Genomic DNA, 25,208 nt, shown 5'->3' on the forward strand with positions numbered 1-25,208 from the left:
ATGAAACGTTCGCACAAAATTTTTCTCGGCGGATGCAGCTTACTCGCAGTTACTTTGTTAACCGCTTGCTTGTGGAATTTTAATTCGCCGTCTTCGTCGGATGAAGACGACGCTTTTGTTTATTTGCCTTTGGACGATTCCGAATATCCTTACGCCAATTTACAGCGTCTCGTAATTCAAACGGAAAACGCAGCCGATGTGCGCAACCGCGAAACAAAAGTGCCCGCGAAACTTCAAATTTATGGAAAAGATTCGCCCGAAAGTTTTATTCTCGATTTGGAAATTCGCGGACGCGGAAATTCTTCTTGGCAACTTTCGAAATACGGTTACCGTTTGGAATTTGAACACAAAGTTTCGCTCTTTGGAATGCCCGCTGACAAAAGTTGGAATTTACTTTCGAATCAACGGGACAAAAGTCTTGTCCGCAATTATATCACAAATCAACTTGCCGAAAATCTCGGAGACGAATATGTTCCGCGTTCTGTTTTCGTCGAAGTTTTTTTGAATAAAAATTACCGCGGCATTTTTCAGCTCATCGAAAGCGTCAAAGTTTCTCCCGATCGCGTCGATATTCCCGAAAGCAATCAATCCTTTCTTTTGGAAAAATCTTCGGAAGATGATCAAGATAAAAAGCACGCTGAATTTTACACCGAAGCGGGAAATCGTTTTTTCATCAAATCGCCGAAGAAACCTTCTTTGGGTGACATCGACAACGTAAAAAATCATCTGGACGATTTTGAAAAATTCATTTTAAGCGATGCGGCAAAAAATCCCGATTCTCTCTCCAAATGGATTGACTTCGAAAGTCTTGTCCGTTATTATTTAATTCAAGAATTTACCAAAAATATCGACGGTAATTTTCACAAAAGCATTTATCTTTCTTGGGTAAAAAATTCTCCGATTCATCTCGGACCCGTTTGGGATTTCGATTTGGCTTACGGACTTTCTTTGGGCGAAAAACTTTCTGCCGAAGATTATTATGCGGGAAATGCGGGCTGGTTTGCGGCACTCTTTAACAGCGAAGAAAATTTTTCCCACGTGCGTCAATTTTGGAAAGATCATCACCGAGAATTTGAAGCCGTCGCCGATTCGGCAAGAGAAACGATTCGCCGTTTAACGCCAGCGGCAAAAAATGAATATAAACGTTGGCCGATTTTAAATGAAAAATTTTGGGTCTTCGCCGAAAGTTTTAAGCGTTACGAAGACACCGCGGATTCGCTTACGGATTGGATTCAAAAACGGATTGCATGGCTGGATGCAGAATTACTTTCCCCAATTTCCGAGTCTGCTTCATATCGATAATTCGTTGATTTTCGGAACCGCGAAAACGTAATCCGATATTGCGCAATTCAATTTTAAAAGGACCGTCCACGAGGACGTCAATTGTATTTAAGATTTCATCGGTATTTTCGGTGTAACGTTTCCCGCCCGGAATTAAATCGCAGTCGTAAACATAACCCGAAAACATCCAGATGCTTTTTGTCGGCAATTCTTTTTTGATGCGACGCACCAATTTTACGAGAACTTCTTGATTCGACGGTTCAAAAGGTTCGCCGCCGAGAATCGTAATGCCCTCGTAAAAATCGCGACTGAGTTCGTGCAAAATGAAATTTTCCATTTTTTCGTCGTAGGGAACGCCAAAATGGAAATCCCATGTTTGCGAATTAAAGCAGCCTTTACAATGAATTGTACAGCCCGAAACGAAGAGCGAAATGCGAATGCCTGTTCCGTTCGCACAATCCGCTTTGTAAATCTGCCCGACGTTCATTAGCGCGCCACCGAATTCGGATTGGATTCTGTAGGAATTTCACCGATGCCGACATGCAAAACGCGGTCTGCAATTTCGGCGGTGCGGCCTTGGTTCCAGTATTGTGTGCCAATGTAGCCGCAAGTTCTCCGCGCTACGTGCATTTTAATCTGGTCACGGTTGCCGCAGTTCGGGCATTCCCAAACGAGTTTTCCCGTCGAATCTTTGATCACGCGAATTTCTCCCGTGTAACCGCAGACGTCGCAGAGATCCGATTTCGTATTCAATTCCGCATAGAGAATTGAATTATAAATGTGCTTCATGATGGCGAGAACAGCGGGAATATTGTTCTGCATATTCGGCACTTCGACGTAGCTAATCGCACCGCCCGGAGAAAGACGCTGGAATTCTGCTTCTTTCGAAAGCTTGTCAAATGCATCGATTTCTTCGGTCACGTGAATGTGATAACTGTTCGTGATATAATTCTTGTCGGTCACATGCGGGATTTTGCCGAAACGTTTCTGCAAGCCCTTGGCAAATTTATACGTCGTGCTTTCGAGCGGTGTGCCGTAAACGGAATAGTCCACGTTTTCTGCGGCTTTCCACGCTGCGCAAGAATCATTCAAAAGTTGCATCACTTTTAAGCCGAATGCTTCGCCTTCTTCACTTGTGTGCGAAACGCCTTTCATATAGTAAACGCATTCGGCAAGGCCTGCGTAGCCGAGGGAAATCGTCGAATAACCATCGAAAAGTAAGCGGTCAATCACTTCGCCCGGTTTGAGTCTTGCCAAAGCGCCGTCTTGCCAAAGAATCGGAGCCACATCCGACGGCGTTCCGAGAAGACGTTCGTGACGCAAACGCAACGCCTTGTGGCAAAGCGCGAGACGTTCCTTCATGATTTCCCAGAATTTTTTTTCATCGCCGCCCGAAGAACATGCTGCATCGACCAAATTGATGGTGACGACGCCTTGGTTAAAGCGACCGTAATATTTATGCTTGCCTTCGACGTAATTTTTTGCATTGCCCAAATTGCCTTTGCCCGCGTCCGTAAAACGATCCGGCGTGAGGAAGGAGCGGCAACCCATACACGGATAGCAGTCGCCCTTGAGCGAAAGCGCCATCTTTTCGGAAATGTAATCCGGAACCATACGCTGCGCAGTGCATTCGGCAGCGAGTTTCGTCAAATAGAAATACGGAGTGCCTTCCGAAACATTGTCGTCTTGGAGAACATAGATGAGCTTCGGGAAAGCCGGCGTAATGAAATATCCGCGGTTATCTTTGACGCCGAGGATTCTCTGCTTGAGCATCACTTCGATAATGAGCGCTAAATCGTCGCGGATTTGACCTTCCGGAACTTCGTGCAAATACAAGAAGACGGTGACAAACGGCGCTTGACCATTCGTCGATTGCAAAGTAATCAGCTGATACTGAATGGTTTGGCAACCCGATTCCACTTCGCGGCGTACTTCATCTTCGACGATTTTTTTGAGCTTTTCGTCGGCGATATCCACGCCCGCTTCCGCAAATTCCGCTTTCAAACGCTTCGAAATTTTCTTCCGGCTAATGTCCACGTAACGTGCGAGATGCGACATCGTAATCGTTTGTCCACCGTATTGGCTCGAAGCCACTTGGGCAACAATCTGCGACGCTACCGTGCAAGCGGTATTAAAACTGCGCGGAGAATCGATATGAGTCCCGCTAATGCAAGTCCCGTTATCGAGCATATCGCCCAAATTGACGAGGCAGCAGTTATGCATGTGCTGCGCAAAATAATCCGCATCGTGGAAATGGATAAGGCCTTCTTTGTGCGCATTCACCACATCTTCGGGGAGCAAATAACGGCTCGTATAATAGCGGCTCCATTCGCCCGCCATATAATCGCGCTGCACCGAAAGCACCGTCGGATTTTTATTGGAATTTTCTTGCTTGACTTCTTCGTTATCGCGTTCCACAATGCCAGAAATTTTCTGGTCGATATTGCTCATCTTGCGCAATTCATTGTGTTTGTAGCGGTAAGTAATGTAAAGGCGAGCCACATTAAAACGGCCCGTTGCCATCAAGGAATTTTCCACTTTATCTTGGATTTCTTCCACCGAAAGATCGCGGCTCGCATTGCGGGCGTCTTTTTCAATGCCTTTCACAATGGAAACGATTTGTTCTTCGGTTAATTTGTCCGAGAGAATTCCTTCTTCTCCATTTGCCTTGCGAATTGCATTGGCAATTTTTTCGCCGTCAAACAAAACACGTTCACCCGAACGCTTCATGATATAAATCTGCGGCTGTTCCACATCCATGTTGCCATCTAAGCTTTCATCGTAGACCATAACTCAATACTCCTTTTGTACGCCCTCAACATTAGCAAAAAAATTCAACTGGCTGTGGCAGTTCGACGATTTTTCCACAACATGTTGTGTTTCGTCACACAAACTGCCCCAATTTCATCAAAATCGCCACTTTGCGAACCAGCACTGCCAGACCCCATTTTGCAACTTCTTTCTACACTGTTTATAAGTTGTGAACAAAAAGAAAATTAGAAATTAGAAATGAAATGGCGCGCCATAGGCGCGCGGGGGAATCCTCTAAGTTTAAATGCGGTTAATTTGCGAAAAATGCGTGTGCGAAGTTCCTAAAAATCGCAGGGAAGCTAGAAGAGGCCTCGGACTGCTCCATTCGATTTGCTGAGATGCTAGAAGAGCCCTCGGACAGCGCCATTTAATTTGCTGGCATACTAGATGAGGCCTCGGACTGCTTCATTCGATTTGCTGGCATACTAGATGAGGCCTCGGACAGTTCCATTCGATTTGCTGGCATGCTAGAAGAGGCCTCGGACAGGGCATTTCTTTATCACGAATTCACCATTTCATTTTCCATCAAACGCTTTTTCTTATTCCTTTTTGCTAAGAGCACTTGATAGCCCGAGCATAATCCCACAACGACTAAGCCAATGCCATCGGTAATCATCGCTGGGTGAATAAGCAATAAACCGCCGGCCGCTAAAATCACGCGGACCGGTGCCGAAATTTTTCCGTAGAAATATCCTTGTAAAGCGGCGGTGATGCCAAAGACTCCGACAAAAGAAGTAATCGCAATTTGCACAATTTCTACCCACGAAGCATCGATTAAAAGCATTTTCGGGTTAAAGCAGAACATATAAGGAACAATGAATGCGGCGATTGCAAGTTTTGAAGCGTTGAAGGCGGTTTTCATCGGTTTTCCTTTTGCAATGGCTGCGGCGGCGTAAGCGGCTAAGGCGACAGGCGGCGTAATGTCTGCGATGATTCCAAAGTAAAACACAAAGAAATGCGCTGCAATCGTCGGCACTCCCATGTGAATTAAAATGGGCGCAGTCGTTGCTGCCATAATGCAATAATTTGCCGTTGTAGGAACTCCCATTCCAAGCACAATGCAGCAAACCATCGTAAGCACGAGGGCGACAATCAGCTGACTTCCGGCGATTCCCACAATGCCGTTAATGAGTTCATTAGCAAGGCCTGTCATCGTAATGGAGCCTGCGATGATTCCTGCCATCCCGCAAGCAGCGCCAACGGTAATCGTACTTTTACTGCCCGCCACAAGAGCGTCTAAAAATTTCTTCGGATTGATGCGATTTTCTTTGTTAAAAAGGCTCACGATAATGGACAAAATAATCGCATAGGCGGCAGCCCTTTGAAGGGTCATGAAATTTCCAGAAACCCAAACGACTAACATCACAAGCGGCAAAAGCAAATAAAGTTTTTTCGCAAGAACGCGCATCTTCGGGAGTTCTTCTTTCGGAATTCCTTTAAGCTTTAAACGACGCGCTTCTAAATGCACACAAATAAAAATTCCTACGAAATATAAAATCGCCGGCAGAATGGACATTTCCACAATATTGGAATACGGAATGCCGATAAAATCCGCCATTAAAAACGCAGCAGCTCCCATAATCGGCGGCATAATTTGCCCGCCCGTTGAAGAAGCCGCTTCGACTGCGCCCGCAAATTCTTTTTTGTAGCCCGTCTTTTTCATCATCGGAATTGTCACAGAACCCGTCGTCACCGTGTTTCCGACAGACGAGCCCGAAACCATACCGCAAAGCGCCGAAGAAATCACAGAAACTTTCGCAGGGCCACCGGAAAAGCGCCCCGCCACGCGATTCGCAAGTTCAATGAAAAAAATCGAAATGCCAATTCTTTCGAGGAATGCGCCAAAGATAATGAACACGACAATGTATTTCGAGCACACGTTTAATGGCGTCGAAAAAATGCCTTCTTTTGTATAAAATAAATTGCGGACAAAATAGCGAAGCTTCAAAAAGAAATCGGGATTGGTGAGCCCATAAATTAAAGCGTAAAGAGTGAAAAAACCGGCGACATATAAAATCGGTTTTCCAACACATCTTCTTGTGACTTCGACAAGTCCGATGATTCCTACGATGCCGATGACAATTTGATGCGCAGCAAAACGCGTTCCTTGATTCACAATTTCCGAAGCGTTCCAAGCAAAGTAAAAGAATGCGCTCGAAGTCGATACCATCAAAAGCAAATCATACCACGGAATATGATTCACTTTTTGTTCGCCTCTTTTTGCAGGGTAAATGATAAATCCCATCAAGACAATCATGCCCATGAAACAAGTCAAGCGAATTTCTTCTAAGAAGGTCGCAAACAAAGTCACATAAATGCACCAAATCGCAAAAAATGCTAAAACGAGTTCGATGGCAACTTTGTATTTCCCGACCCAAATGCGAACATTCGATTGCTTATCATATTTTCGCATGACCGCATCGATATCTTCGTGAATAGAATTATCGCTTTTATCGACGAAGTTATCGTAATGTTCGAGTTTTTTCTCTTCTTCTTGCTCGAATTTGAGTTCGCGCTGAATGAGTTCTTCTTCTAGTTTTTCGCGGTTGTCGTTCATAAAAATTCCTAATCGTTAAAATTCAAAGTTTAGTCAAGAGTTTCGACGTTTACGCCGTGTTCTTGGTAATATTTTGCAGAACCTTTGTGATAAGGCACGGACTTTGTGCAAGTCGCATTTTCTATCGAAAGTTCTTTGCCTTTTGCATTTTCTTTTGTAATCTCTTCGCGATGATCAAAAAGTGCAGAAGTCAATTTGTAAACCGTTTCTTCGTTTGCATTTGCCGAAACGATTAAGACCGCTTTTACCGCAATCGTTTGCATCGGTTCCGTTTGCCCGGGGTAAGTATTTGCCGCAAGTTCTTTGGTCGTGTAATACGGACATTTTTCCATAATTTGTGCGCGGACATCGCCTTCGATATTGATTAAATAAACGCCGTTTGTCGTCGCAAGTTCTGTAATCGCCGAAGTGGGAGCTCCCGCGACAATGAAAGCGGCATCAATGCGTCCATCTTTTAACGCTTCCTTTGAATCGCCGAAAGATTGAAATTGCGGTTTGATATCGTCAAGAGTTAAACCGGCGGCAGTTAAAACATCGATGGCGTTAAAGTAAACGCCCGAACCGCTTGCGCCAACGGAAACTTTTTTCCCTTTTAAATCTTGAACCGTTTTAATGTCTTTGTTCATCGTGAAAAGTTGCACCGTTTCGTCATACAAAGAACCGAGCACTCGAAAATCGTGAGTCGCACCGTCCTTTTCAAAAGCGCGCGTTCCGTTCCACGCATAAGTCATCACATCGGATTGCGCAAATCCAAGTTGATAATCGCCATCTTGAATGCTTTGCACATTCACTTTAGAGCCGCCCGTCGAAACAGCGGTGACTTTTACATTCGCAAAATTTCTCATATACTGCGCAAGAACTCCGCCGTAAGCATAATAAGTGCCCGCAGTTCCGCCCGTTCCAAACATCATACGCGCATCGTAACTTTTGCAGCCGCTTAGGGAAAAGACAAATCCTAAAGCAAGCAAAAAGAATAACGAAATTCTTTTACCAAGAAAATCCATTTTGAGTCCTTTTTGTAAAAATTTTCCCCGTAAAATTAGAAATAATAATGAAAATTTCGCACAAATTCTCTAAAAATGAAAAACGCATTTTGGGGAAAAGAACTTGCACTTCCTTGAAACTTCTAAATTTTCTCTTTCATTTTCTCGCTTTTATTTATATTATCATTGTTTCCATCCAAAGGGAGCGTTTTTATATGGCCGCAAACGATAAACTCAGCGAAGAAGACATAAAAAACAGGTTCATTACGCCTGCAATCGAATCAAAAGGTTGGAATAAAAATGCCATTCGGATGGAATTCAAACTAACCGATGGCAAAATCAACATTCGCGGAAACAAGGCCCAGCGCGAAAAGGCAAAATTCGCCGATTATGTTTTGTTTTTAAATCCGGGGAACCCCATCGCAATTGTCGAAGCAAAAGACGAAACTTACGGCATCGCTCACGGTTTACAGCAAGCAATTGCCTACGCCCAAATGCTCGAAGTTCCATTTGCATACAGTTCAAACGGGCACGGCTTTGTCGAGCACGACTTTTTGACAGGCAAAGAACGCGAACTTAAAATGGATGAATTTCCCACTTACGACGAACTTTGCAAAAGATTCAAAGGTGAAATTCATGACGGAAAAGGCCTAGCAAAACTCGAAGAAAAAATCATCGACGAACCTTACTGCACAGGACAAGGCATCAATTCGCCACGTTATTACCAGCGAAACGCCATAAACAAAACTCTTGCCGCAATCGCCCAAGGCAAAAACCGCGCCCTTTTAGTTATGGCGACAGGAACCGGAAAAACATACACCGCATTTCAAATCGTCTATCGTTTACTCAAAAGCGGATTAAAGAAAAAGATTCTTTATTTGGCCGACCGCAATATCTTAGTCGATCAATCGATTGTTCAAGATTTTAAGCCGCTCGAAAAAGTCATTTGGAAAGTCCAACTAAACAAAGCGGACATTTCTAAAGCCTCATCGTATCAAGTTTACTTTGCGCTTTACCAACAACTTTTAGGCATCAAGGAAACGGACGACGATATTGAAAACGAGAAATATTCGGAGCGTTACAAGGAATTTTTTGCGCCCGACTTTTTTGATTTCATTATCGTTGACGAATGCCACAGGGGTTCTGCCAAAGCCGACAGCAACTGGCGAAAAATTTTGGAATACTTTTCAAAGGCAACGCAGCTCGGCATGACGGCAACTTCCAAAGAAACTGCGTACCAATCCAACATCGGCTATTTTGGTGAACCCGTTTACACTTACAGCCTAAACGATGGAATCGAAGACGGCTTTTTAGCGCCCTTTAAATTTATCAATCTAAGCTTAAACATAAGCGATGGCTGGCGCCCGTGCAAAGGACAATTAGACGCAAACGGAAACGAAATCCCCGACAGAATTTACAACAACAAAGACTTTGATTACGGCATCGTCATCGAAGATCGCACAAGAGAAGTCGCCAAAACGATTACGGATTATTTAAAATTCACGGGCGATAGATTTGCAAAAACCATTGTCTTTTGCGCAAACGAAGACCATGCCGACCGCATGCGAAAAGAACTTGTAAACGAAAACGCCGACCAGTGCAAAATCAATTCCGATTATGTCGTGCGCATTACCGGTTCGGATGCCGAAGGAAAATCAAAACTCAAAGAATTTATTTCGGTGACTCAAAAGTATCCAGTCATCGCCACCACAAGCAAATTGCTTTCGACAGGCGTCGATTGCAAAATGGTAAAGTTGATTGTGCTTGACCAAAATATTTCTTCGATGACGGAATTCAAGCAAATCGTCGGCCGCGGCACGCGCATCCGCGAAGCCGAAGGCAAATTGTCTTTTGCTATTATGGATTTGCGCAACATGCGCTCAATGTTTTTAGACCCCAAGTGGGACGGTCCCGCAGAACAAGACGAAAACTTTTCAAATGAACCCTGCCCGAAATGCGGCAAATATCCGTGCGAATGCCCAAAAGAGAACGAAAACGAACCTTGCAAAGTGTGCGGAAAATTCCCGTGTGAATGCAACAACCCAAAGCCTTACCAATGGATTGTCGATAAAAACGGATGCAAAGCTCAAGTTGTAAACGAAGAAGTAGCCACCTACGATTCGAACGGCAGTTTATTAAGAACAGAAACCATTATCGATTACACCAAGCGCAACATTTTAAATGAATTTGCAAACCTGAACTTTTTCGAAAAAGAATGGAAATCCAAAAAGCGCAAAAAAGAAATCATCGACATGTTTAAAGAAAAAGGCATTGATTTATTTGCGTTAAAAGAACAGCAAAATATGCAGGACATCGACATTTACGATTTCATGTGCCACCTCGCATTTAATAAAAAAACGCTCACGCGAAAAGAGCGCGCAAACCATGTGAAAAAGAAAGATTTCTTTAGCAAATACGGCGACAAGGCCCGCGAAGTATTGGAAGCCCTGCTTGAACGCTACATAAATTACAACATTACAGAAATTGAAGATTTGAAAATTTTGGACAACGACCCATTTAGAAAATTCGGATCGAAAAAAGCAATCGTCAATCTGTTCGGTTCAAAAGATGGTTATCTTTTAGCTGTCAAAGAACTCGAAGATTTAATTTACGAAGCCGCGTAGGTTTTTATGCTTTTATACCATGGAAGTGATTGTAAAATTGAATTCCCTGAAATTCGAAAGACGAAATATTCAAAAGATTTCTCATGGGGATTTTATTGTACCAATAATTATGAGCAGGCATGCAGGTGGGCAGAACGAAAGCTTATCAATGCATTTATCAATGTTTATGAATATTCAGAAAATCAAGAATTAAAAATTTTGAAATTCTCAGACATGAATGATGAATGGTTAAACTTTATTGCCAAATGCCGCAAAGGAATTTTACACGATTATGATATTGTAGAAGGTCCAATGGCAGATGATACCATTTGGAATTTTGTAAACGATTATTTAGAAGGTAATATTTCTAAAGAAGTTTTTTTTGAATATGCAAAATTTAAACACCCTACGCATCAAATAAGTTTTCATAGCATTCGCGCTTTAGATTGTCTGAAGTTTGTAAAAGGAGAATCATTATGCTCAAAGAAATAAAAGATGATGTGTTTTATGTATGCACAATGATTGAATTTGTAGCACGAGCAACCCACAATAAAGTAGGCGATGTTATTAAATACATTTCAGATGATGATTTAGCACATGAATTAAAAGCGGCTCCTATAAATCACTGCTTAACTTTTGAACAAGTTTGTGATGAATGGATAGAAAAGTATAAAATTGCAAATGGAGTCTTTGACAACATTTCAACATGCAAATATCAAGTTCCAACTGTCACATCCATTGGACGACTCTACCAACAGCTGATTTATAACGTCATCAAAGACGAAACCAAATTGATTCAAACGATTCGAGAAGTTTTTACCTCTTTTTTAAGCGAAGAAATTGCCAACTATAATTCGAGCCTTTATTACAGCAACCCCGATTACTTGCGCTGTTCCTATTTAGAAGGAACATTACTTGCGTAGATAAAAAGGAGGTTTTTATGCGAGCCTATAGCGAAGCTTATTTAGATGAAGTTGTAGAAACTCAAGGGCATCTTTTTGATTTTGTGGCACAAAATTTCAAAGATTTTGATACAGAGGATTTTATTTGTGCATACATGAATAGCAACACGCGAAAATACATCGATGAATCGCAGGCGTATGTAAACACGATGAGCGCAAAGGAACTTTGGGAATATTTTACGACAAATGAGCATTACACTTTAAAAAATGGAAAATCGATGCAAGGTTTTATGCCCGACTGGATAGGCGAATTTTATGCGTATTACCAGTGGTATACAAACATTCCTAGCGCCGAAGTGATAAAGAAAGTCCCTTTGGAATTTTTGAAAAAAGCCTACCCCGCTTTGCATGATTTAGACTTGAAACTCGCAGTCGAAAAAACTTTACAACAATAAGGAATTTTATGAATTTATCGAATTTTGTCAAACGAATCCGCGACATCATGCGTAACGACGCAGGCATTAACGGCGACGCTCAACGCATCGAACAAATCGCCTGGATGTTGTTTTTAAAAGTCTACGACGAAAAAGAAAACGACTGGGAACTAGACGACGATTACGAATCGATTATCCCCGAAAAATTGCGCTGGCGAAACTGGGCAAAAAATGCAAACCTAACCGGCGACGAACTTTTGGACTTTGTCAACCTCAAATTATTTGTCGGATTAAAAAAGTTAAATGTCGACACAAACACGCCCATGAAAAAGGCAATCGTCAAATCGACATTCACCGATGCGAATAACTACATGAAAGACGGCGTTTTGCTTCGCCAAATTATAAACGTCATCGATGAACTCGATTTATCAAACTACGAAGAAAGCCACGCCTTTGGAGAAATTTACGAATCGATTTTAAAAGAAATGCAAAGCGCAGGCTCTTCGGGCGAATTTTACACCCCGCGTGCCGTCACCGACTTTATGGCAAAAGTCATCAAGCCCAAAGTGGGCGAAGTGATGGCCGACTTCGCTTGCGGAACAGGCGGCTTTATCACAAGCTGGCTAAACGAACTCGATGCAAAAGTCAAAACCGCAAGCGACCGCGAAGATTTTAACAATTCCATTTACGGCATCGAAAAAAAGCAATTCCCTTACATGCTGTGCGTCACCAACATGCTTTTGCACAACATCGACATGCCGCGCATTTACCACGATAATTCGCTCACCAAAAACATTTTAGACTACACCGAAAAAGATAAATTCGACGTCATTTTAATGAACCCGCCCTACGGCGGCGCCGAAAAAGAAAGCATCAAACAAAATTTCCCCGACGATTTAGCCTCGAGCGAAACCGCCGACTTGTTTGTCTCTTTAATCATGTACCGCTTAAAACAAGACGGACGCTGCGCCATCATTTTACCCGACGGATTTTTATTCGGCACCGACAACGCCAAAGTTTCCATCAAGCAAAAACTCTTCAACGAATTTAACCTGCACACGATTATCCGCTTGCCCCACAGCGTCTTTGCGCCCTACACAAGCATTACCACCAACATTTTGTTCTTCGATAAAACAGGCCCCACCAAAAAGACTTGGTTTTACCGCCTCGACATGCCCGAAGGCTACAAGAATTTTTCGAAAACAAAACCGATGAAACTCGAACATTTCGCCCCCGCTTTAGACTGGTGGAAAAACCGAAAAGCAATTACCCAAGACGGCTTTGACAAATCCAAATGCTACACCGTAAAAGAACTCGCCGAGCGCGGATTAAACATTGACCTTTGCGGCTACCCGCACGAAGAAGAAGAAATTTTAGAACCCAAAGATTTAATCCAGCAATTCAAAGAAAAACGCGAAAGCCTCAACGCTCAAATGGATAAAACGCTAGAAAAAATTGAAAAAATGATTGCAATGTAAAAGTTGGGAGGGACAATGAGTAAAAAAGAAATGAAAAAGCCAATACAAAACCACGAATTTCAATTCGGTGAAGTATTAAATATTATTCAAACTCATCAAAAGAAAGCCGCTTCTGTTGTAAATGAACAGATGATTTTAACAGCATGGGCAGTGGGTGAATATGTTTCTAACAAGCTTAAAAACAAGGCTTGGGGCAGCAAAGTTGTAACGGAACTTTCAGAATACATATGCACAAAGCAGCCTGACTTAAAAGGTTTTGGAAAGCGGCATATTTATAACATGGTAAAGTTCTACGATGAATATTCTTCGCCATCATTTTACGAAACAGTTTGCAGGTATCTGCCCAAAACAATGGCACAGAATCAGAGTGTTTTAATTGAAGATAAATCAAATACAAGCAAAAATCAAATAATACAGCAACATGTTGAACAAATACAGCCAACTGAAATTGTGCAATCACTGATTGCACAATTAGGAAAAATTTTATCTCTTACAACCTTTACAAACCATTTAATTATTTTAACCAACTGCAAAACATACGAAGAACGTTTGTTTTATATCCTTTATGCGAATAAAGAGCGTTTATCCACAAGAGAACTACGCCGTTGCATAGAAAACCAAACCTATTCATCACTTCTTTCTGACAAGAAATCCCTTTCAAAAGGAATGCTTGAAGCATACCCCAATGCAAACTTTTTACTTAAAGACACATTGTTTGTAGACTTTTTGGGGTTGCCGCAAAAGCACAGCGAATCAAAACTTAAAAAAGGTTTGCTTGAACACATGAAAGAATTTATTCTTGAACTGGGTAAAGATTTTATCTTTATGGATCAGGAATATAATTTGCAAGTAGGTTCATCTACTTACAAGGCAGATTTACTTTTCTATCACAGAGGTTTGCAGGCTCTTGTTGCTGTCGAACTTAAAAAGACAAAATTTAATCCTAGAGATTTAGGTCAATTGGAATTTTATTTAGAAGCCCTTGACCGAGATGTAAAACGTTCAAATGAAAATCCATCTATTGGAATTTTATTGTGCCCAAGTGCAGATAAAGTTGTTGTTGAATATGCCATGAGCCGAAGTATGTCTCCTACGATGATTGCCGAATACAAGCGCATTTTAATTCCACAGGAACAAATGCAGCGCATGTTGAATGAATTCTGCTCTTTCTATGAAAAAGAAGAAAAATCTACCCCAAGAAACTTAAACCCATGACAGAAAACCAGAACACAGAATACAAGCTCATATTAACCGATAAATTTGAGCGCGCTGCTGTTTCTTTTTTGAACAGCAAAATGGGTGGTGTGCTTTATATTGGAATTGACGATGACGGAAAATTTAATATCCTTGCATATCTTTTTGCAGACCAAAACGGCACTGTAAATGCAAATGGCGGAATAAATGGCTCTGTAAATGACACTAAAAACGGCACTGTAAATCTTTTAGAATCAGAACGCCTTGTTTTAGAAGAAATAAAAAGAAATCCCCACGTTACAATGAATGAAATTGTTATTGTAACAGATATTTCCAGACGAACAGTTGCAAGGGCTTTAAAAACCTTGCAGGAAAAGCAAATTATTTGCCGAATTGGAGCCGATAAAAACGGACATTGGAAAATCATTAACGAATAAACAAATTTATAACAGGACGCCTCATGACCCACACCCAACTCAAAAACTCGATTTTACAACTCGCCGTAAGCGGCCGATTTGAAGAATTTAGGAGATGAAATGAGCGAAAACAAAAATGAACTAACAGAATTCGCACCGCTTGTAGAAGATATTAAAAGCGTCATTTTTACAGGCAGGGATTTAGCCTATAACGCTACAAACCGTGCCATTGTGCTCACTTACTGGAATGTGGGCAAACGCATTGTTTTGCAGGAACAAAAAGGAAATGCCCGAGCAGAATACGGCACCGCTTTAATTGAGCTTTTAGCATCTGAACTTACTAAGGAATTTGGCCCAAGTTACTCAAAGCGAAATTTGCAATATTTCCGCAAATTTTATTTAGCCTTTGAAGATGAGCAAATTGTGAACACATGTGTTCACAATTTAAATTGGTCGCACTTTAGAACTCTTTTACGTATAACAGATGAAAATGCACGCCTCTGGTATTTAAAAGAAGCTTGTTCAGAAAACTGGAGCGTGCGTACATTGGATAGAAATATTTCAACACAATATTACTACAGGCTTTTACAATCTCCAAAGAAAAATGAAGTCATAAATGAAATGCTTGCAAAAACCGCTCAAACAAAAAAACAGCCTTTGGAACTGATTAAAAATCCTATCGTTGCAGAGTTTTTAGGATTTAAACTTGAAAGTTCTAGTATAGAAAGCGACTTAGAAAGTGCAATTCTTAATCATATCCGCGATTTTTTAATGGAAATGGGCAAAGGTTTTGCATTTGTTGCCCGCCAGCAGCACATTGTAACCCAAACCGAAGATTATTACATTGACCTGGTTTTTTATAACATTGAACTTAAATGCTATGTGATAATCGATTTGAAAATGGGGAAAATCACTCATCAAGATGTAGGGCAAATTGATATGTATGTGCGTATGTATGATGACCTGAAGCGCAAAGAAGGTGACAATCCGACACTAGGAATTTTGCTTTGTTCAGAAACCGATGAAGACATAGCCCGCTATTCTGTGCTGCACGATAACGACCGCCTTTTTATGTCAAAATATCTAACATTTTTGCCGACCAAAGAACAATTAAAAGCAGAAATAGAGCGTCAGAAAGAAATCTTTTATGCCCAACACCCGCAAAAGAATATGAACTAATTTCAAGGACGCCCCATGACCCACACCCAACTCAAGAACTCAATTTTACAACTTGCCGTAAGCGGCCGCCTAGTAAACCAAATCGCAAGCGAAGGAAACGCAAACGACTTGCTTACCCAAATCCAAAAAGAAAAACAAAAACTCATCGCCCAAGGCAAAATCAAAAAAAGCAAAACTCAAAGCAGCATCTACAAAAAAGAAGGCCGCTGGTTCGAAAAATCCGGCAAAGAAGAAAAAGACATTACCGACGAACTCCCCTTTGAAATCCCCGGAAACTGGACATGGGCAAGACTCGGGGAAATTGGAGAATTTACTGGCGGAAAAACTCCAAGTTCAGAGAGTTTAAGAGCAGAAGGAAATATTCCTTACTATAAAGTTTCTGATATGAATAGAATTGAAAATCAAAAGTTTATGATAAAAACAGAGGCATATTTAGATTCTTCTTATACTGGCAAATTGTTCAAAAAGAATACTATTATTTTCCCCAAAAATGGCGGTGCGGTTTTTACAAATAAAAAACGAATTTTAACAACGGACTCATTGATAGATTTAAATACAGGAGCCTTTTCTTTTTCAAATCAATTGGATTTAGAATTTGTTTATCTAATGTTTCAAACAATTGATTTTAGAAAACATTACAAAGGTACAGCTTTACCAACGGTAGATACTGAAGAAGTCAAAAATATATTGTGGGGAATCCCCCCGCTAGCGGAGCAAAAGCGCATCGTCCAAAAAATTGAGGAACTCTTTAATACAATTAACAGTTGATAATTCACCGTTGATAATGGAGAGCTTCAGATTTCTAAGATCAAAGCTCTCCGCTCTAAGTTCTTAAAACCTTGTGCATAATTCGCCGAAGGCGGAGCACGGCTATGCCGTGCGCGCTCATTACTCATAAAAAATGTCATTTCCAGAAACTGGAAGACAAATTTCTCCTCTAATTTCTTGCGGACTTATTTCCCCTGGGAAATTTCTTCTCTAATTTCTTGCGGAATTATTTCCTCCGGGAAATGTCTTCTCTAATTTCTTGCGGAATTATTTCCCCCGCGAAATGTCTTCTCTAATTTCTTGCGGAATTATTTCCCCCGGGAAATGTCTTCTCTAATTTCTTGCGGAATTATTTCCCCCGCGAAATGTCTTCTCTAATTTCTTGCGGAATTATTTCCTCCGGGAAATTTCTTCTCTAATTTCTTGCGGAATTATTTCCCCTGGGAAATGTCTTCTCTAATTTCTTGCGGAATTATTTCCTCCGGGAAATTTCTTCTCTAATTTCTTGCGGAATTATTTCCCCTGGGAAATGTCTTCTCTAATTTCTTGCGGAATTATTTCCTCCGGGAAATGTCTTCTCTAATTTCTTGCGGAATTATTTCCCCCGGGAAATTTCTCCTCTAATTTAATCGTGTAACTTATAGGTTACAATATAGACTTGAATACAAATTTTTACAAATATTTTGTAGTAAAATAAAAAGTTGCAGTTTATATTCATTACCACTTTCGCATGGGGCGAAAGTTTCAAATACTCATGGAGGCTTTATGGCTCAAATTGAATCATTCAAAGTATCAGGGATTAACAATTCCGCTCACTTTATTTTTATGAAAGAAATTGCAACGCGTGCTCTTGCCGACGAAGCAGTTTCAAAAAATTGTGCAGCGCAAGTTTCTGCCTTTGACTCTGCTTTAAAAGCAGAAGATGAATGTTATTCTATTTCGCGTAAAAGTCTTGCAACCGATAAAATTTTATTCAATTAACAATTGACAATTGATAATGAACAATTATAGGGGATTTGAATTGAAAAACGATAATGTGATTGTTGAAAAAAGTGAAAATTTTGCAGTGCGAATTGTTCGATTATATCAATTTTTATGCGATGAAAAAAAAGAGTTTATTCTTTCAAAGCAACTGCTTCGCTGTGGCACAAGTATTGGTGCAAATATTCACGAAGCAACTCATGGCGAAAGCAAACTGGACTTTATTCATAAATTAAGCATTGCGTTAAAAGAAGCAAATGAAACATCTTACTGGCTTAGACTTTTATACAAAACCCAATACTTAACGCAAACACAATTCAAAAGTATCAACACAGACTGCAAAGAATTCCTAAAACTTTTAACATCAATTATCAAAACGGCTAAGAAAAATCTTGATAATTGACAATTTTATAGCAAGCATATTTTTGCAACTCTCATCTTGCAAATAATTGTGCATTGTTAATTTTTAATTATGCATTGGCTTACGCTTTTATAAATACGCAAATTGCGCAATTTAAACAAAATGTGGTGAACAAAAGGAAATCGAAAACGGAATCCCCCGCCGAAATTTCTCCCCTGGAATAAACTCCAACACTAAACGCAGAAAGCCGCCCGAAAGGGCGGCTTTCTTTCTACTTCTCCTAAAAAAGCCGCTCAATGAGCGGCTTTTTTCTTAAAGTCCTTTCTTGAATTTTTTAATCATCGAAGAAAGTTTGTTTTGCGGTTGGGCGCTCTTCGCTTGGTTTGCGTTTCCGCCACCGAGGCGCGCCTTCAAATCGGCGATGGTTGCATGCGGGCGAATGCCTTCGTGACGCTGCGGGCGACCGCCGCGAGAATTGCCGCGCGGAGCGCGTCCGGCACCGGCAACACCGTCGGTCTGTTCTTGCTTCATCGAAAGGCTAATGCGCTTTTGTCCTGCATCGACACCGAGCACGCGGACTTTCACCACATCGCCCACGGTCAGAACCGTTTTTGCGTCTTCTACGAATTTGTCGCTGATTTCCGAAACGTGCACCAAACCATCTTGGTGAACGCCGATATCGACAAATGCACCGAAGTTGGCGACGTTCGTCACCACGCCTTCCATCCAGCTTCCGGTGACGAGGTCGTTGATGTCCTTAATGCTGTCGTTGAATTTCGCATAGCGGAATTCTTTACGCGGGTCACGGCTCGGCTTTTCCAATTCGGCGAAGATATCTTCCAATGTGTGCTGTCCCACCGTATCCGAGAGGAATTCTTCTGGCGAAAGCGTCTTGATGGCGCTTGCGTTTCCCACGAGATCCTTGACAGGGACGCCGGCCTTGGCTGCCATCTTTTCGACGAGTTCATAGTTTTCGGGGTGAACTGCGCTGCAATCGAGCGGATTTTCTGCACCCGGAATGCGGAGGAAGCCTGCGGATTGTTCGAATGCCTTCGGGCCAAAGCCTTTGACCTTCAGAACTTCTTGACGCGATTTGAATGCGCCATTTTCTTCGCGGTACTTCACCACGTTTTCGGCGAGGGTCGAAGAGACGCCTGCGACATGAGTCAAAAGCGGAGCACTTGCGCTGTTGAGATCGACGCCGACCATGTTCACGCAGCTTTCGACGACTTCGTCCAAACGCTTTTTGAGTTCGCGCTGATTCACATCGTGCTGATATTGTCCAACGCCAATCGACTGCGGATCGACTTTTACTAATTCGGCGAGCGGGTCTTGTAAACGGCGACCGATAGAAATCGCACCGCGCGTTGTCACATCTTCGTTCGGGAATTCTTGAATCGCGAGCGGACTTGCGGAATAGACCGAAGCGCCTGCTTCCGAGACGATGACGCGAGCCGGCTTTTTGCCTTTGAATTTATGCGCAATGTCTGCGACGAAGGCATCGGTTTCGCGGCTAGCGGTGCCGTTTCCGATGGCGATTAAATCGATGTCGTATTTTTCGACGAGTGCGGCAATGTAATCGCCCGATTCCGCGACGCGCTTTTGCGGTTCATGCGGGAAGATGACACCGTGATCGATGAACTTTCCATTCTTATCGAGAACGGCGACTTTACAACCGGTGCGGAAGCCCGGATCGAGAGCGAGAACTGCCTTGTGACCAGCCGGAGGCGCAAGCAAAACATCTTGCAAATTCTTGCTGAACACTTTGAAAGCTTCTTCTTCGGCTCTGTCTTTGAGAATCAAACGCACTTCGCTTTCGAGGCTCGTCTTAAGCAAACGATCCCAAGCGTCTTTGCACATTTCTTCCAAATACGGTTTCCAAATGCTATCGCGGACGATGACTTGATTCTGCAAATACGAAACAAATTCTTCGTCGGGCATTTCGATTCCCAAGCGGAGAACTTTTTCTTTTTCGCCGCGGCGAAGGGCGAGCATCCGGTGGCTCGGAATTTTCGAAACCGGTTCCGAGAAGTCGTAGTAATTTTTGAATTTCGTTTCTTGCTTTTCAAATTCTTTGCGAACTTTCGAAGTCATCAAACCTTGCTTTTCAATTTTTGCGCGCAAGTATTGACGGAACGCTGCGTTATCCGCAATTTCTTCGGCGAGGATATCGCAAGCGCCATTGATTGCAGCCTTCGGATCGCCGATGCCGTTTTCTTCGGAAAGATAAATGCGTCCGATTTCTTCGGCGGTGTTCGTCGTTTCTTCTTGCGCCATGATGATGCGGGCGAGAGGTTCTAAGCCGCATTCTTTTGCAATCGTTGCACGCGTCCGTTTTTTCGGCTTATACGGTGCGTAAAGGTCTTCGAGAAGAGTTTTGTCTTTGCAAGATTCGATTTGCGATTTCAATTCGGGAGTGAGTTTTCCCTGTTCTTCGATGCTCTTCAAAATCGTCGTCTTGCGTTCTTCAATTTCTTGCAAATATTCGCGGCGGTGCTGAATATCGCGAAGTTCAATTTCATTTAATGTTCCGGTTTGGTCTTTGCGGTAGCGTGCGATGAACGGAATCGTTCCGCCCTGATCCATCAGTTCCAGAGCTTTGGCGACGCGCCATTCTTCCAATTTCAATTCTTCCGAAATCACTTGCGAAAAATTCATAGATTCTTTTCCTCAATAATTAGGTACTAGGACAATTTAAAAATCTTTCCCACTTAAAATGGGAAAAACAAAGGTAGAACAAAAGTCATCACCGCACCCATTGCAAACTGTAATGGACCGCCGATTTTCAAATAATCGTTGAAAGCGTAACGGCCTGCGTTCATCACGAGCGCATTGGGCGGCGTTGAAAACGGTGAAATGAAACAGCAACTAGCAGAGACAGTCACCGCAAACAAAAACGGATACGGACTCACCCCGAGGCCGGTCGCTGCACTCATCGCAATCGGTGCGAGAAGCACCGCTGTCGCTGTATTGCTGATGAAAATCGTGACAATCGAAGTCGTATAATAAATGCCCGCGAGAAGCGCAAACGGTCCAAGAGAGCCCAAATTTTCCACAAGTCCGTTCGCAATCATTCCCGAAACGCCTGTCTTTTCGAGAGCCGTAGACATCGGAAGCATCGCGGCGATAAGGACTGTACTTTCCCAGTTGATGGAATTATACGCGTCTTCCACATTGCGGAAGCATCCCGTCAAAATCATGAGAAGCGCTGCGATAAATACCGCGGCTACCGGAGGCACTACGCTTGTCACCATGAGAATTACCATCAAGAGAAGAATCACTGCGGCAAAAGGCATTTTGTGATCGAGCGGCACCGATTCCGCGGATTCCAAAGGTTCGCCGAGGACAATCCATTCTGTATTCGACATCGAAAGTTTGCGGATATTGTCCCACGTTCCTTGCACCAAAAGAGTATCGCGGGATTTTAATTTTTCGTCTTTTAAATCGCTCAAAATATAAGCGCCTTTGCGCTGAATTCCCAAAATGTTCACGCCGAATTGCGCGCGGAAATTTGTTTCTAAAACATTGCGATTGATAAGCGAAGAATCGGGCATAAGGAGAACTTCAGCGATTCCCCAATTTTGAAAATGCAAAGAAGAGCCGCGACCTTCGCCCGCTTTCAAAACATCGGTGCGCATTTCTTCGGCAAATTTTTCCACGTTCGCCGTATCGCCCAAAACATAAAGAGTATCACCGCCAAACGGAACACTTTGCGGTCCGACTAATTCTCGCCCCGAACTACCAAAAAATTTTCCGCGACTCGGTCTATCGATTTCGATGACGGTTAAATTATATGTATTCGGTAATTTTAATTCGGCAAAAGAACGTCCGATTAACGGCGAATCCATCCGGACGCGGACGCGCGTCACATTGCGCGAAAGACTGTATTCATCGGCCAATTCGCGAAGCGATTTCGGGCGCAGTTCGTCGACTTTTTTTTCTTCGGATTTTTTGCAGAGAAAGTGCGACAAAGGAATCATCGCAGCAATCATGAGAAGAAGCACAAACGCACCGATCGGCGTAAACGAAAACAATTTTAATTCAGGAAATCCCGCACGCACAAGGGTATCGCTAATCACCATGTTCGGCGGCGTCCCGATTAAAGTCATCATCCCGCCGAGGCTGCACGCAAACGCCATCGGCATGAGAAAACGCTTCGGGCCCGATTTTGTTCCCGCCGAAACGCTCATCACAATCGGAAGCATTAACGCAGCCGTTCCCGTAATCCCGACAAATGCGCCGATAAATCCCGTCACGAGCATCACCGCGACAAAGAGAAAATTTTCATTGTTGCCGACGATTTTTACAATTTTTTGCCCGGCGACGCGAGCGAGTCCCGTCCGAAAAACAGCCCCGCCGACAATGAAAAGTCCAAGCATCATGAGAACGATGGGATTTGAAAATCCCGCAAGCGCTTCGTCGACAGAAATCACTCCGAAAATCAGTAACAGCACAAGCGATCCGAGCGCAACAATATCCGAACGGATTTTCCCGTGCACAAAAAGAATCATCGAAATAACTAAAATGACGAGTGTTGTTATCAACATGCCGTAAAATTAGAAATTCATCTTTCCAAAAGCAGAAAAAATCAAGGGCTCATCTTGCGCAAAGCGCCGACGCAAAAAACAGAAAATCTTTAAAAACAAAAAATCAAAAACTTTATAATTTAGTCGAAACAAATAAAGGATGCTTATGTCTGATTGTATTTTTTGCAAAATTGCTGCCGGTGAAATTCCTTCCACCAAAGTTTACGAAGACGCTGAATTTTGCGCGTTCAAAGATTTGAATCCGCAAGCGCCTGTTCACATTTTGCTCATTCCGAAGAAGCATATTTCAAGTCTGCTCGAATTGCAAGAAGCCGACGCCACTCTCATGGGAAAGCTCCTTTTCCGCGGTCAGAAAATTGCAAAAGAACAAGGCTTAGGCGAAAGCGGTGTGCGTTTTGTCTTTAACTGCAAAGATGACGCCGGACAAACTGTGCATCACATTCACTGCCACATTCTCGGCGGTGCGCGCTTAAGCGATAGCTTCGGAGTGCGTTAAGCATTGCTCAAACAAACCCGGGTCATCATCCTTCATCGGATGCCCTACAGCGATTCTTCGCTTATCGTCAAAGGTTTTTGCTTTGACTTTGGAGTGCTTTCTTTTTTGGTAAAAAGCGCCAAAAGCAAAAACAGTCCGTTCAAAGCTTCTCTCGATCCTTTGTCCGAAAGCGAAATCGTCTTCAATGACTCGGGAAAAAGCGATTTGCATTTTATCCGCGAAGCGAGTCTTATCGATTGGTTTCCAAATCTGCGGAAAAATTTAGAGAAGACCGCGATGGCAGAAGTTATCGCCGAAATTCTTTTGCGGTATTTGCCCGCGGGCCTTTCGCAAGAACTCGATTTCCGTTATACGGAAAAAGCTTTTCAAATTTTAGACCGCAGTGAAAATTTTCAAGATGTTCTCGCCCGCTGGCTTTGGCACATCGCCGACTGCGAAGGCTACGCATTAAATTTTTCGGAATGTATCCGCTGCGGTACTCCGATTTCACAAATTCCCGCGGACTTTTCTTTTGAATCCGGCGGTTCCATTTGTGCAAATTGCCTCGGCGTTTTTCGTCCGCATTATTCCCCCGAATTTTTGCAGGACATCGCTCATCTCGTTTTTCGATTACCGCTTCAAAATCCGCGTCAAATCGAAGAAGAATTTTTTAAATATTTAAAATCCCATCTCGGAGAAAATCGAGAAATTAAATCTTACCATTGGTTACAAGAGGTTCGAAATTATGCTTTCTGCAACACAAATTCTTGAATGCAAAGGTAAACGGAAAATCGCCCAAATTACCGCCTACGATTACGGTTTTGCAAAAATTGCCGAAGCCGCTCACGCCGATCAAATTCTCGTCGGCGATAGTCTTGCAAACACAATGCTCGGCTATAAAAGCACACAATCCGTGGGCATGAACGAAATGCTCATCTTCACCGCTGCCGTTTGCCGCGGCGCTCCGAACACTCATGTCATCGGCGATATGCCTTATCGCAGTTACGAAACGCCGGAACTCGCCCTCGAAAACGCCAAAAAATTTATCGATGTCGGCGCTTCTTCGGTAAAAATCGAAGGCTACAAACCCGAAGTCGTTGAAATTCTCCGCAAAAATAATATCGACGTTTGTGCACATTTAGGCCTTTTACCGCAAACCGCAACAAGCTTAAAGCAAGTCGGCAAAACCGAAGAAGAAGCCGAACGCATTTTAAAAGAAGCGATTGAAATGGATCAATGCGGCGCTTACGCCATGGTCCTCGAACACATTCCCGAATCCCTCGGTGAACGCATCACCAAAGCGGTGAAACTCATCACCATCGGAATCGGCGGCGGTTCTCATACCGACGGACACGTTACCGTTTTGCAAGATGCCATCGGCATTAACGGCGGAAAAATTCCTCCCTTTGCCACGAAATTTTGCAGCGTTTTTGATGTAGCGAAAAAAGGCATCGAAGATTACGTCAAATTCGTTCACGAAGAAAATTTCTAAGCAAAACTTAAACGCAAAAGGCGGCGCAAAGCGCCGCCTTTCATTTTAATTTCACAAATTAAAATTCGTAGAAGACTTTTCCACCGATTTCGATGTTATGATGCCAAAGCGTTTCCGAAAGGCTGTTATATCCTTCGGAATCCGTACTCACGCTGCGAATAAACATCGGCCGATAACGCAAGGCGATGTCCATACCGAACGGGCGAATTTTGTAACGCATATTCGCCGAAAGTGCAAATCCGTTCGCCGCAAAAACAGCCGCTTCGCGGAATTCGCCCGAATATTTGTCTTCGGCGATTGCTGCGCTGTGCACCGACAACCGCGAAAAAGAATAGCCTAAACCCGGACCCACTTGAAAGTCTTCTTTCCAGAAGAAATAGTAGCGATATTCCGCAGCAAAACGCCAATAGTTCGCATCATTTCCCGTTTCGTATTCCGAGCCTTTGCCGTAACTCACATCGATATTCCACATTCCGAAAGAAACCGCAATCGTGTGCTGATTAAAATTCACACCGATTTCAGCTAACGGAAGCGGAAACGATCCGATGTCCGGCAGAAATATTCCGCGATTGCTTTCCTTGTCCGAACGAATAAATCCTTTTCCGTCCAAATCACCGCCCACCGAAAGCGACGCATCAATTCCGAGAGCGACAAAATAACTGCGATGCCAAATCACGCGATCGTGACCCGCCGCAAAACTAAGAGACGCCAGGAAGAAAACGAGAATCCAGGAAAGCTTGCGCATA

At 42.9% G+C, this 25,208-nt stretch carries 22 protein-coding genes; 15 read left to right on the forward strand and 7 right to left on the reverse strand.

Annotation, left to right across the window (positions count from 1 at the left end; genetic code table 11):
- Positions 1–1,302 (forward strand): CotH kinase family protein, encoded by a 1,302-nt coding sequence (locus B0H50_RS03290; protein ID WP_106197830.1) that lies wholly within the window; start codon positions 1–3, stop codon positions 1,300–1,302.
- On the opposite strand, the gene nrdG is transcribed toward B0H50_RS03290, so the two are convergent.
- The 4 genes from nrdG to B0H50_RS03310 all read right to left on the reverse strand — a co-directional run bounded on the left by nrdG (position 1,220) and on the right by B0H50_RS03310 (position 7,653).
- Positions 1,220–1,768, reverse strand: a complete 549-nt coding sequence (gene nrdG, locus B0H50_RS03295; RefSeq protein ID WP_106197831.1) for an anaerobic ribonucleoside-triphosphate reductase activating protein — start codon at positions 1,766–1,768, stop codon at positions 1,220–1,222. The two genes, B0H50_RS03290 and nrdG, sit on opposite strands and share 83 nt — an antisense overlap.
- Positions 1,768–4,071, reverse strand: coding sequence for an anaerobic ribonucleoside-triphosphate reductase (gene nrdD / locus B0H50_RS03300; protein ID WP_199219605.1), 2,304 nt, complete (start codon positions 4,069–4,071; stop codon positions 1,768–1,770). The genes nrdG and nrdD overlap by 1 nt, the downstream gene beginning before the upstream one ends.
- 520 nt (positions 4,072–4,591) lie before the next feature.
- On the reverse strand, positions 4,592–6,649 hold the full coding sequence (locus tag B0H50_RS03305; protein WP_109587244.1) for a TRAP transporter permease: 2,058 nt from the start codon (positions 6,647–6,649) through the stop codon (positions 4,592–4,594).
- A gap of 29 nt (positions 6,650–6,678) precedes the next feature.
- A complete protein-coding gene (locus B0H50_RS03310) occupies positions 6,679–7,653 on the reverse strand; it encodes a TAXI family TRAP transporter solute-binding subunit (RefSeq protein WP_106197833.1) in 975 nt (324 codons plus the stop codon).
- A 194-nt stretch (positions 7,654–7,847) separates the two neighbouring features.
- On the opposite strand from B0H50_RS03310, the gene hsdR reads away from it, so the two are divergent.
- The 11 genes from hsdR to B0H50_RS03365 all read left to right on the forward strand — a co-directional run bounded on the left by hsdR (position 7,848) and on the right by B0H50_RS03365 (position 17,990).
- The gene (gene hsdR, locus B0H50_RS03315) at positions 7,848–10,256 is read left to right on the forward strand and encodes an EcoAI/FtnUII family type I restriction enzme subunit R (RefSeq protein WP_109587270.1); all 2,409 of its coding nucleotides are present in this window, start codon (positions 7,848–7,850) and stop codon (positions 10,254–10,256) included.
- A gap of 6 nt (positions 10,257–10,262) precedes the next feature.
- Entirely contained in the window at positions 10,263–10,727 is a 465-nt protein-coding gene (locus B0H50_RS03320) for a DUF3990 domain-containing protein (protein WP_106197834.1), read from the forward strand.
- Positions 10,712–11,158 (forward strand): hypothetical protein, encoded by a 447-nt coding sequence (locus B0H50_RS03325; protein WP_106197835.1) that lies wholly within the window; start codon positions 10,712–10,714, stop codon positions 11,156–11,158. The genes B0H50_RS03320 and B0H50_RS03325 overlap by 16 nt, the downstream gene beginning before the upstream one ends.
- Positions 11,159–11,175: 17 nt before the next feature.
- On the forward strand, positions 11,176–11,592 hold the full coding sequence (locus B0H50_RS03330; protein WP_106197836.1) for a hypothetical protein: 417 nt from the start codon (positions 11,176–11,178) through the stop codon (positions 11,590–11,592).
- Between the two features lie 8 nt (positions 11,593–11,600).
- On the forward strand, positions 11,601–13,049 hold the full coding sequence (locus B0H50_RS03335; RefSeq protein WP_106197837.1) for a type I restriction-modification system subunit M: 1,449 nt from the start codon (positions 11,601–11,603) through the stop codon (positions 13,047–13,049).
- Positions 13,050–13,064: 15 nt separating this feature from the next.
- Positions 13,065–14,264, forward strand: a complete 1,200-nt coding sequence (locus tag B0H50_RS03340; protein ID WP_199191853.1) for a PDDEXK nuclease domain-containing protein — start codon at positions 13,065–13,067, stop codon at positions 14,262–14,264.
- Positions 14,261–14,680, forward strand: coding sequence for a winged helix-turn-helix transcriptional regulator (locus tag B0H50_RS03345; RefSeq protein ID WP_109587245.1), 420 nt, complete (start codon positions 14,261–14,263; stop codon positions 14,678–14,680). Before B0H50_RS03340 ends, B0H50_RS03345 begins: the two co-directional genes overlap by 4 nt.
- 99 nt (positions 14,681–14,779) lie before the next feature.
- On the forward strand, positions 14,780–15,838 hold the full coding sequence (locus B0H50_RS03350) for a PDDEXK nuclease domain-containing protein (protein WP_106197931.1): 1,059 nt from the start codon (positions 14,780–14,782) through the stop codon (positions 15,836–15,838).
- A 15-nt stretch (positions 15,839–15,853) separates the two neighbouring features.
- The gene (locus B0H50_RS03355; RefSeq protein WP_106197840.1) at positions 15,854–16,606 is read left to right on the forward strand and encodes a restriction endonuclease subunit S; all 753 of its coding nucleotides are present in this window, start codon (positions 15,854–15,856) and stop codon (positions 16,604–16,606) included.
- Positions 16,607–17,371: 765 nt separating this feature from the next.
- Positions 17,372–17,587 carry a hypothetical protein gene (locus tag B0H50_RS03360; RefSeq protein ID WP_109587246.1) on the forward strand — a complete coding sequence of 72 codons (216 nt, stop codon included), beginning with the start codon at positions 17,372–17,374 and terminating at the stop codon, positions 17,585–17,587.
- A gap of 16 nt (positions 17,588–17,603) precedes the next feature.
- The gene (locus B0H50_RS03365) at positions 17,604–17,990 is read left to right on the forward strand and encodes a four helix bundle protein (RefSeq protein ID WP_106197841.1); all 387 of its coding nucleotides are present in this window, start codon (positions 17,604–17,606) and stop codon (positions 17,988–17,990) included.
- Positions 17,991–18,260: 270 nt separating this feature from the next.
- Here B0H50_RS03365 and B0H50_RS03370 read toward each other — a convergent pair whose 3' ends face one another.
- Both B0H50_RS03370 and B0H50_RS03375 read right to left on the reverse strand, forming a co-directional pair.
- Positions 18,261–20,606, reverse strand: a complete 2,346-nt coding sequence (locus B0H50_RS03370) for a Tex family protein (RefSeq protein WP_106197842.1) — start codon at positions 20,604–20,606, stop codon at positions 18,261–18,263.
- A gap of 53 nt (positions 20,607–20,659) precedes the next feature.
- The gene (locus B0H50_RS03375; protein WP_106197932.1) at positions 20,660–22,492 is read right to left on the reverse strand and encodes an SLC13 family permease; all 1,833 of its coding nucleotides are present in this window, start codon (positions 22,490–22,492) and stop codon (positions 20,660–20,662) included.
- A 148-nt stretch (positions 22,493–22,640) separates the two neighbouring features.
- Between B0H50_RS03375 and B0H50_RS03380 the strand changes: the two genes are divergently transcribed.
- The 3 genes from B0H50_RS03380 to panB are packed head-to-tail and all read left to right on the forward strand — an operon-like array spanning position 22,641 to position 24,462.
- Entirely contained in the window at positions 22,641–22,991 is a 351-nt protein-coding gene (locus tag B0H50_RS03380) for a histidine triad nucleotide-binding protein (RefSeq protein ID WP_106197843.1), read from the forward strand.
- Positions 22,992–22,994: 3 nt separating this feature from the next.
- Entirely contained in the window at positions 22,995–23,741 is a 747-nt protein-coding gene (gene recO, locus B0H50_RS03385) for a DNA repair protein RecO (protein WP_146193666.1), read from the forward strand.
- Positions 23,716–24,462, forward strand: coding sequence for a 3-methyl-2-oxobutanoate hydroxymethyltransferase (panB, locus tag B0H50_RS03390; RefSeq protein WP_106197845.1), 747 nt, complete (start codon positions 23,716–23,718; stop codon positions 24,460–24,462). The genes recO and panB overlap by 26 nt, the downstream gene beginning before the upstream one ends.
- 58 nt (positions 24,463–24,520) lie before the next feature.
- Here the strand turns inward: panB and B0H50_RS03395 are convergent, their stop codons facing one another.
- Positions 24,521–25,207 carry a hypothetical protein gene (locus B0H50_RS03395; RefSeq protein WP_106197846.1) on the reverse strand — a complete coding sequence of 229 codons (687 nt, stop codon included), beginning with the start codon at positions 25,205–25,207 and terminating at the stop codon, positions 24,521–24,523.
- Position 25,208: the final 1 nt, after the last annotated feature.

The organism is Hallerella porci (assembly GCF_003148885.1).
GTDB lineage: Bacteria > Fibrobacterota > Fibrobacteria > Fibrobacterales > Fibrobacteraceae > Hallerella > Hallerella porci.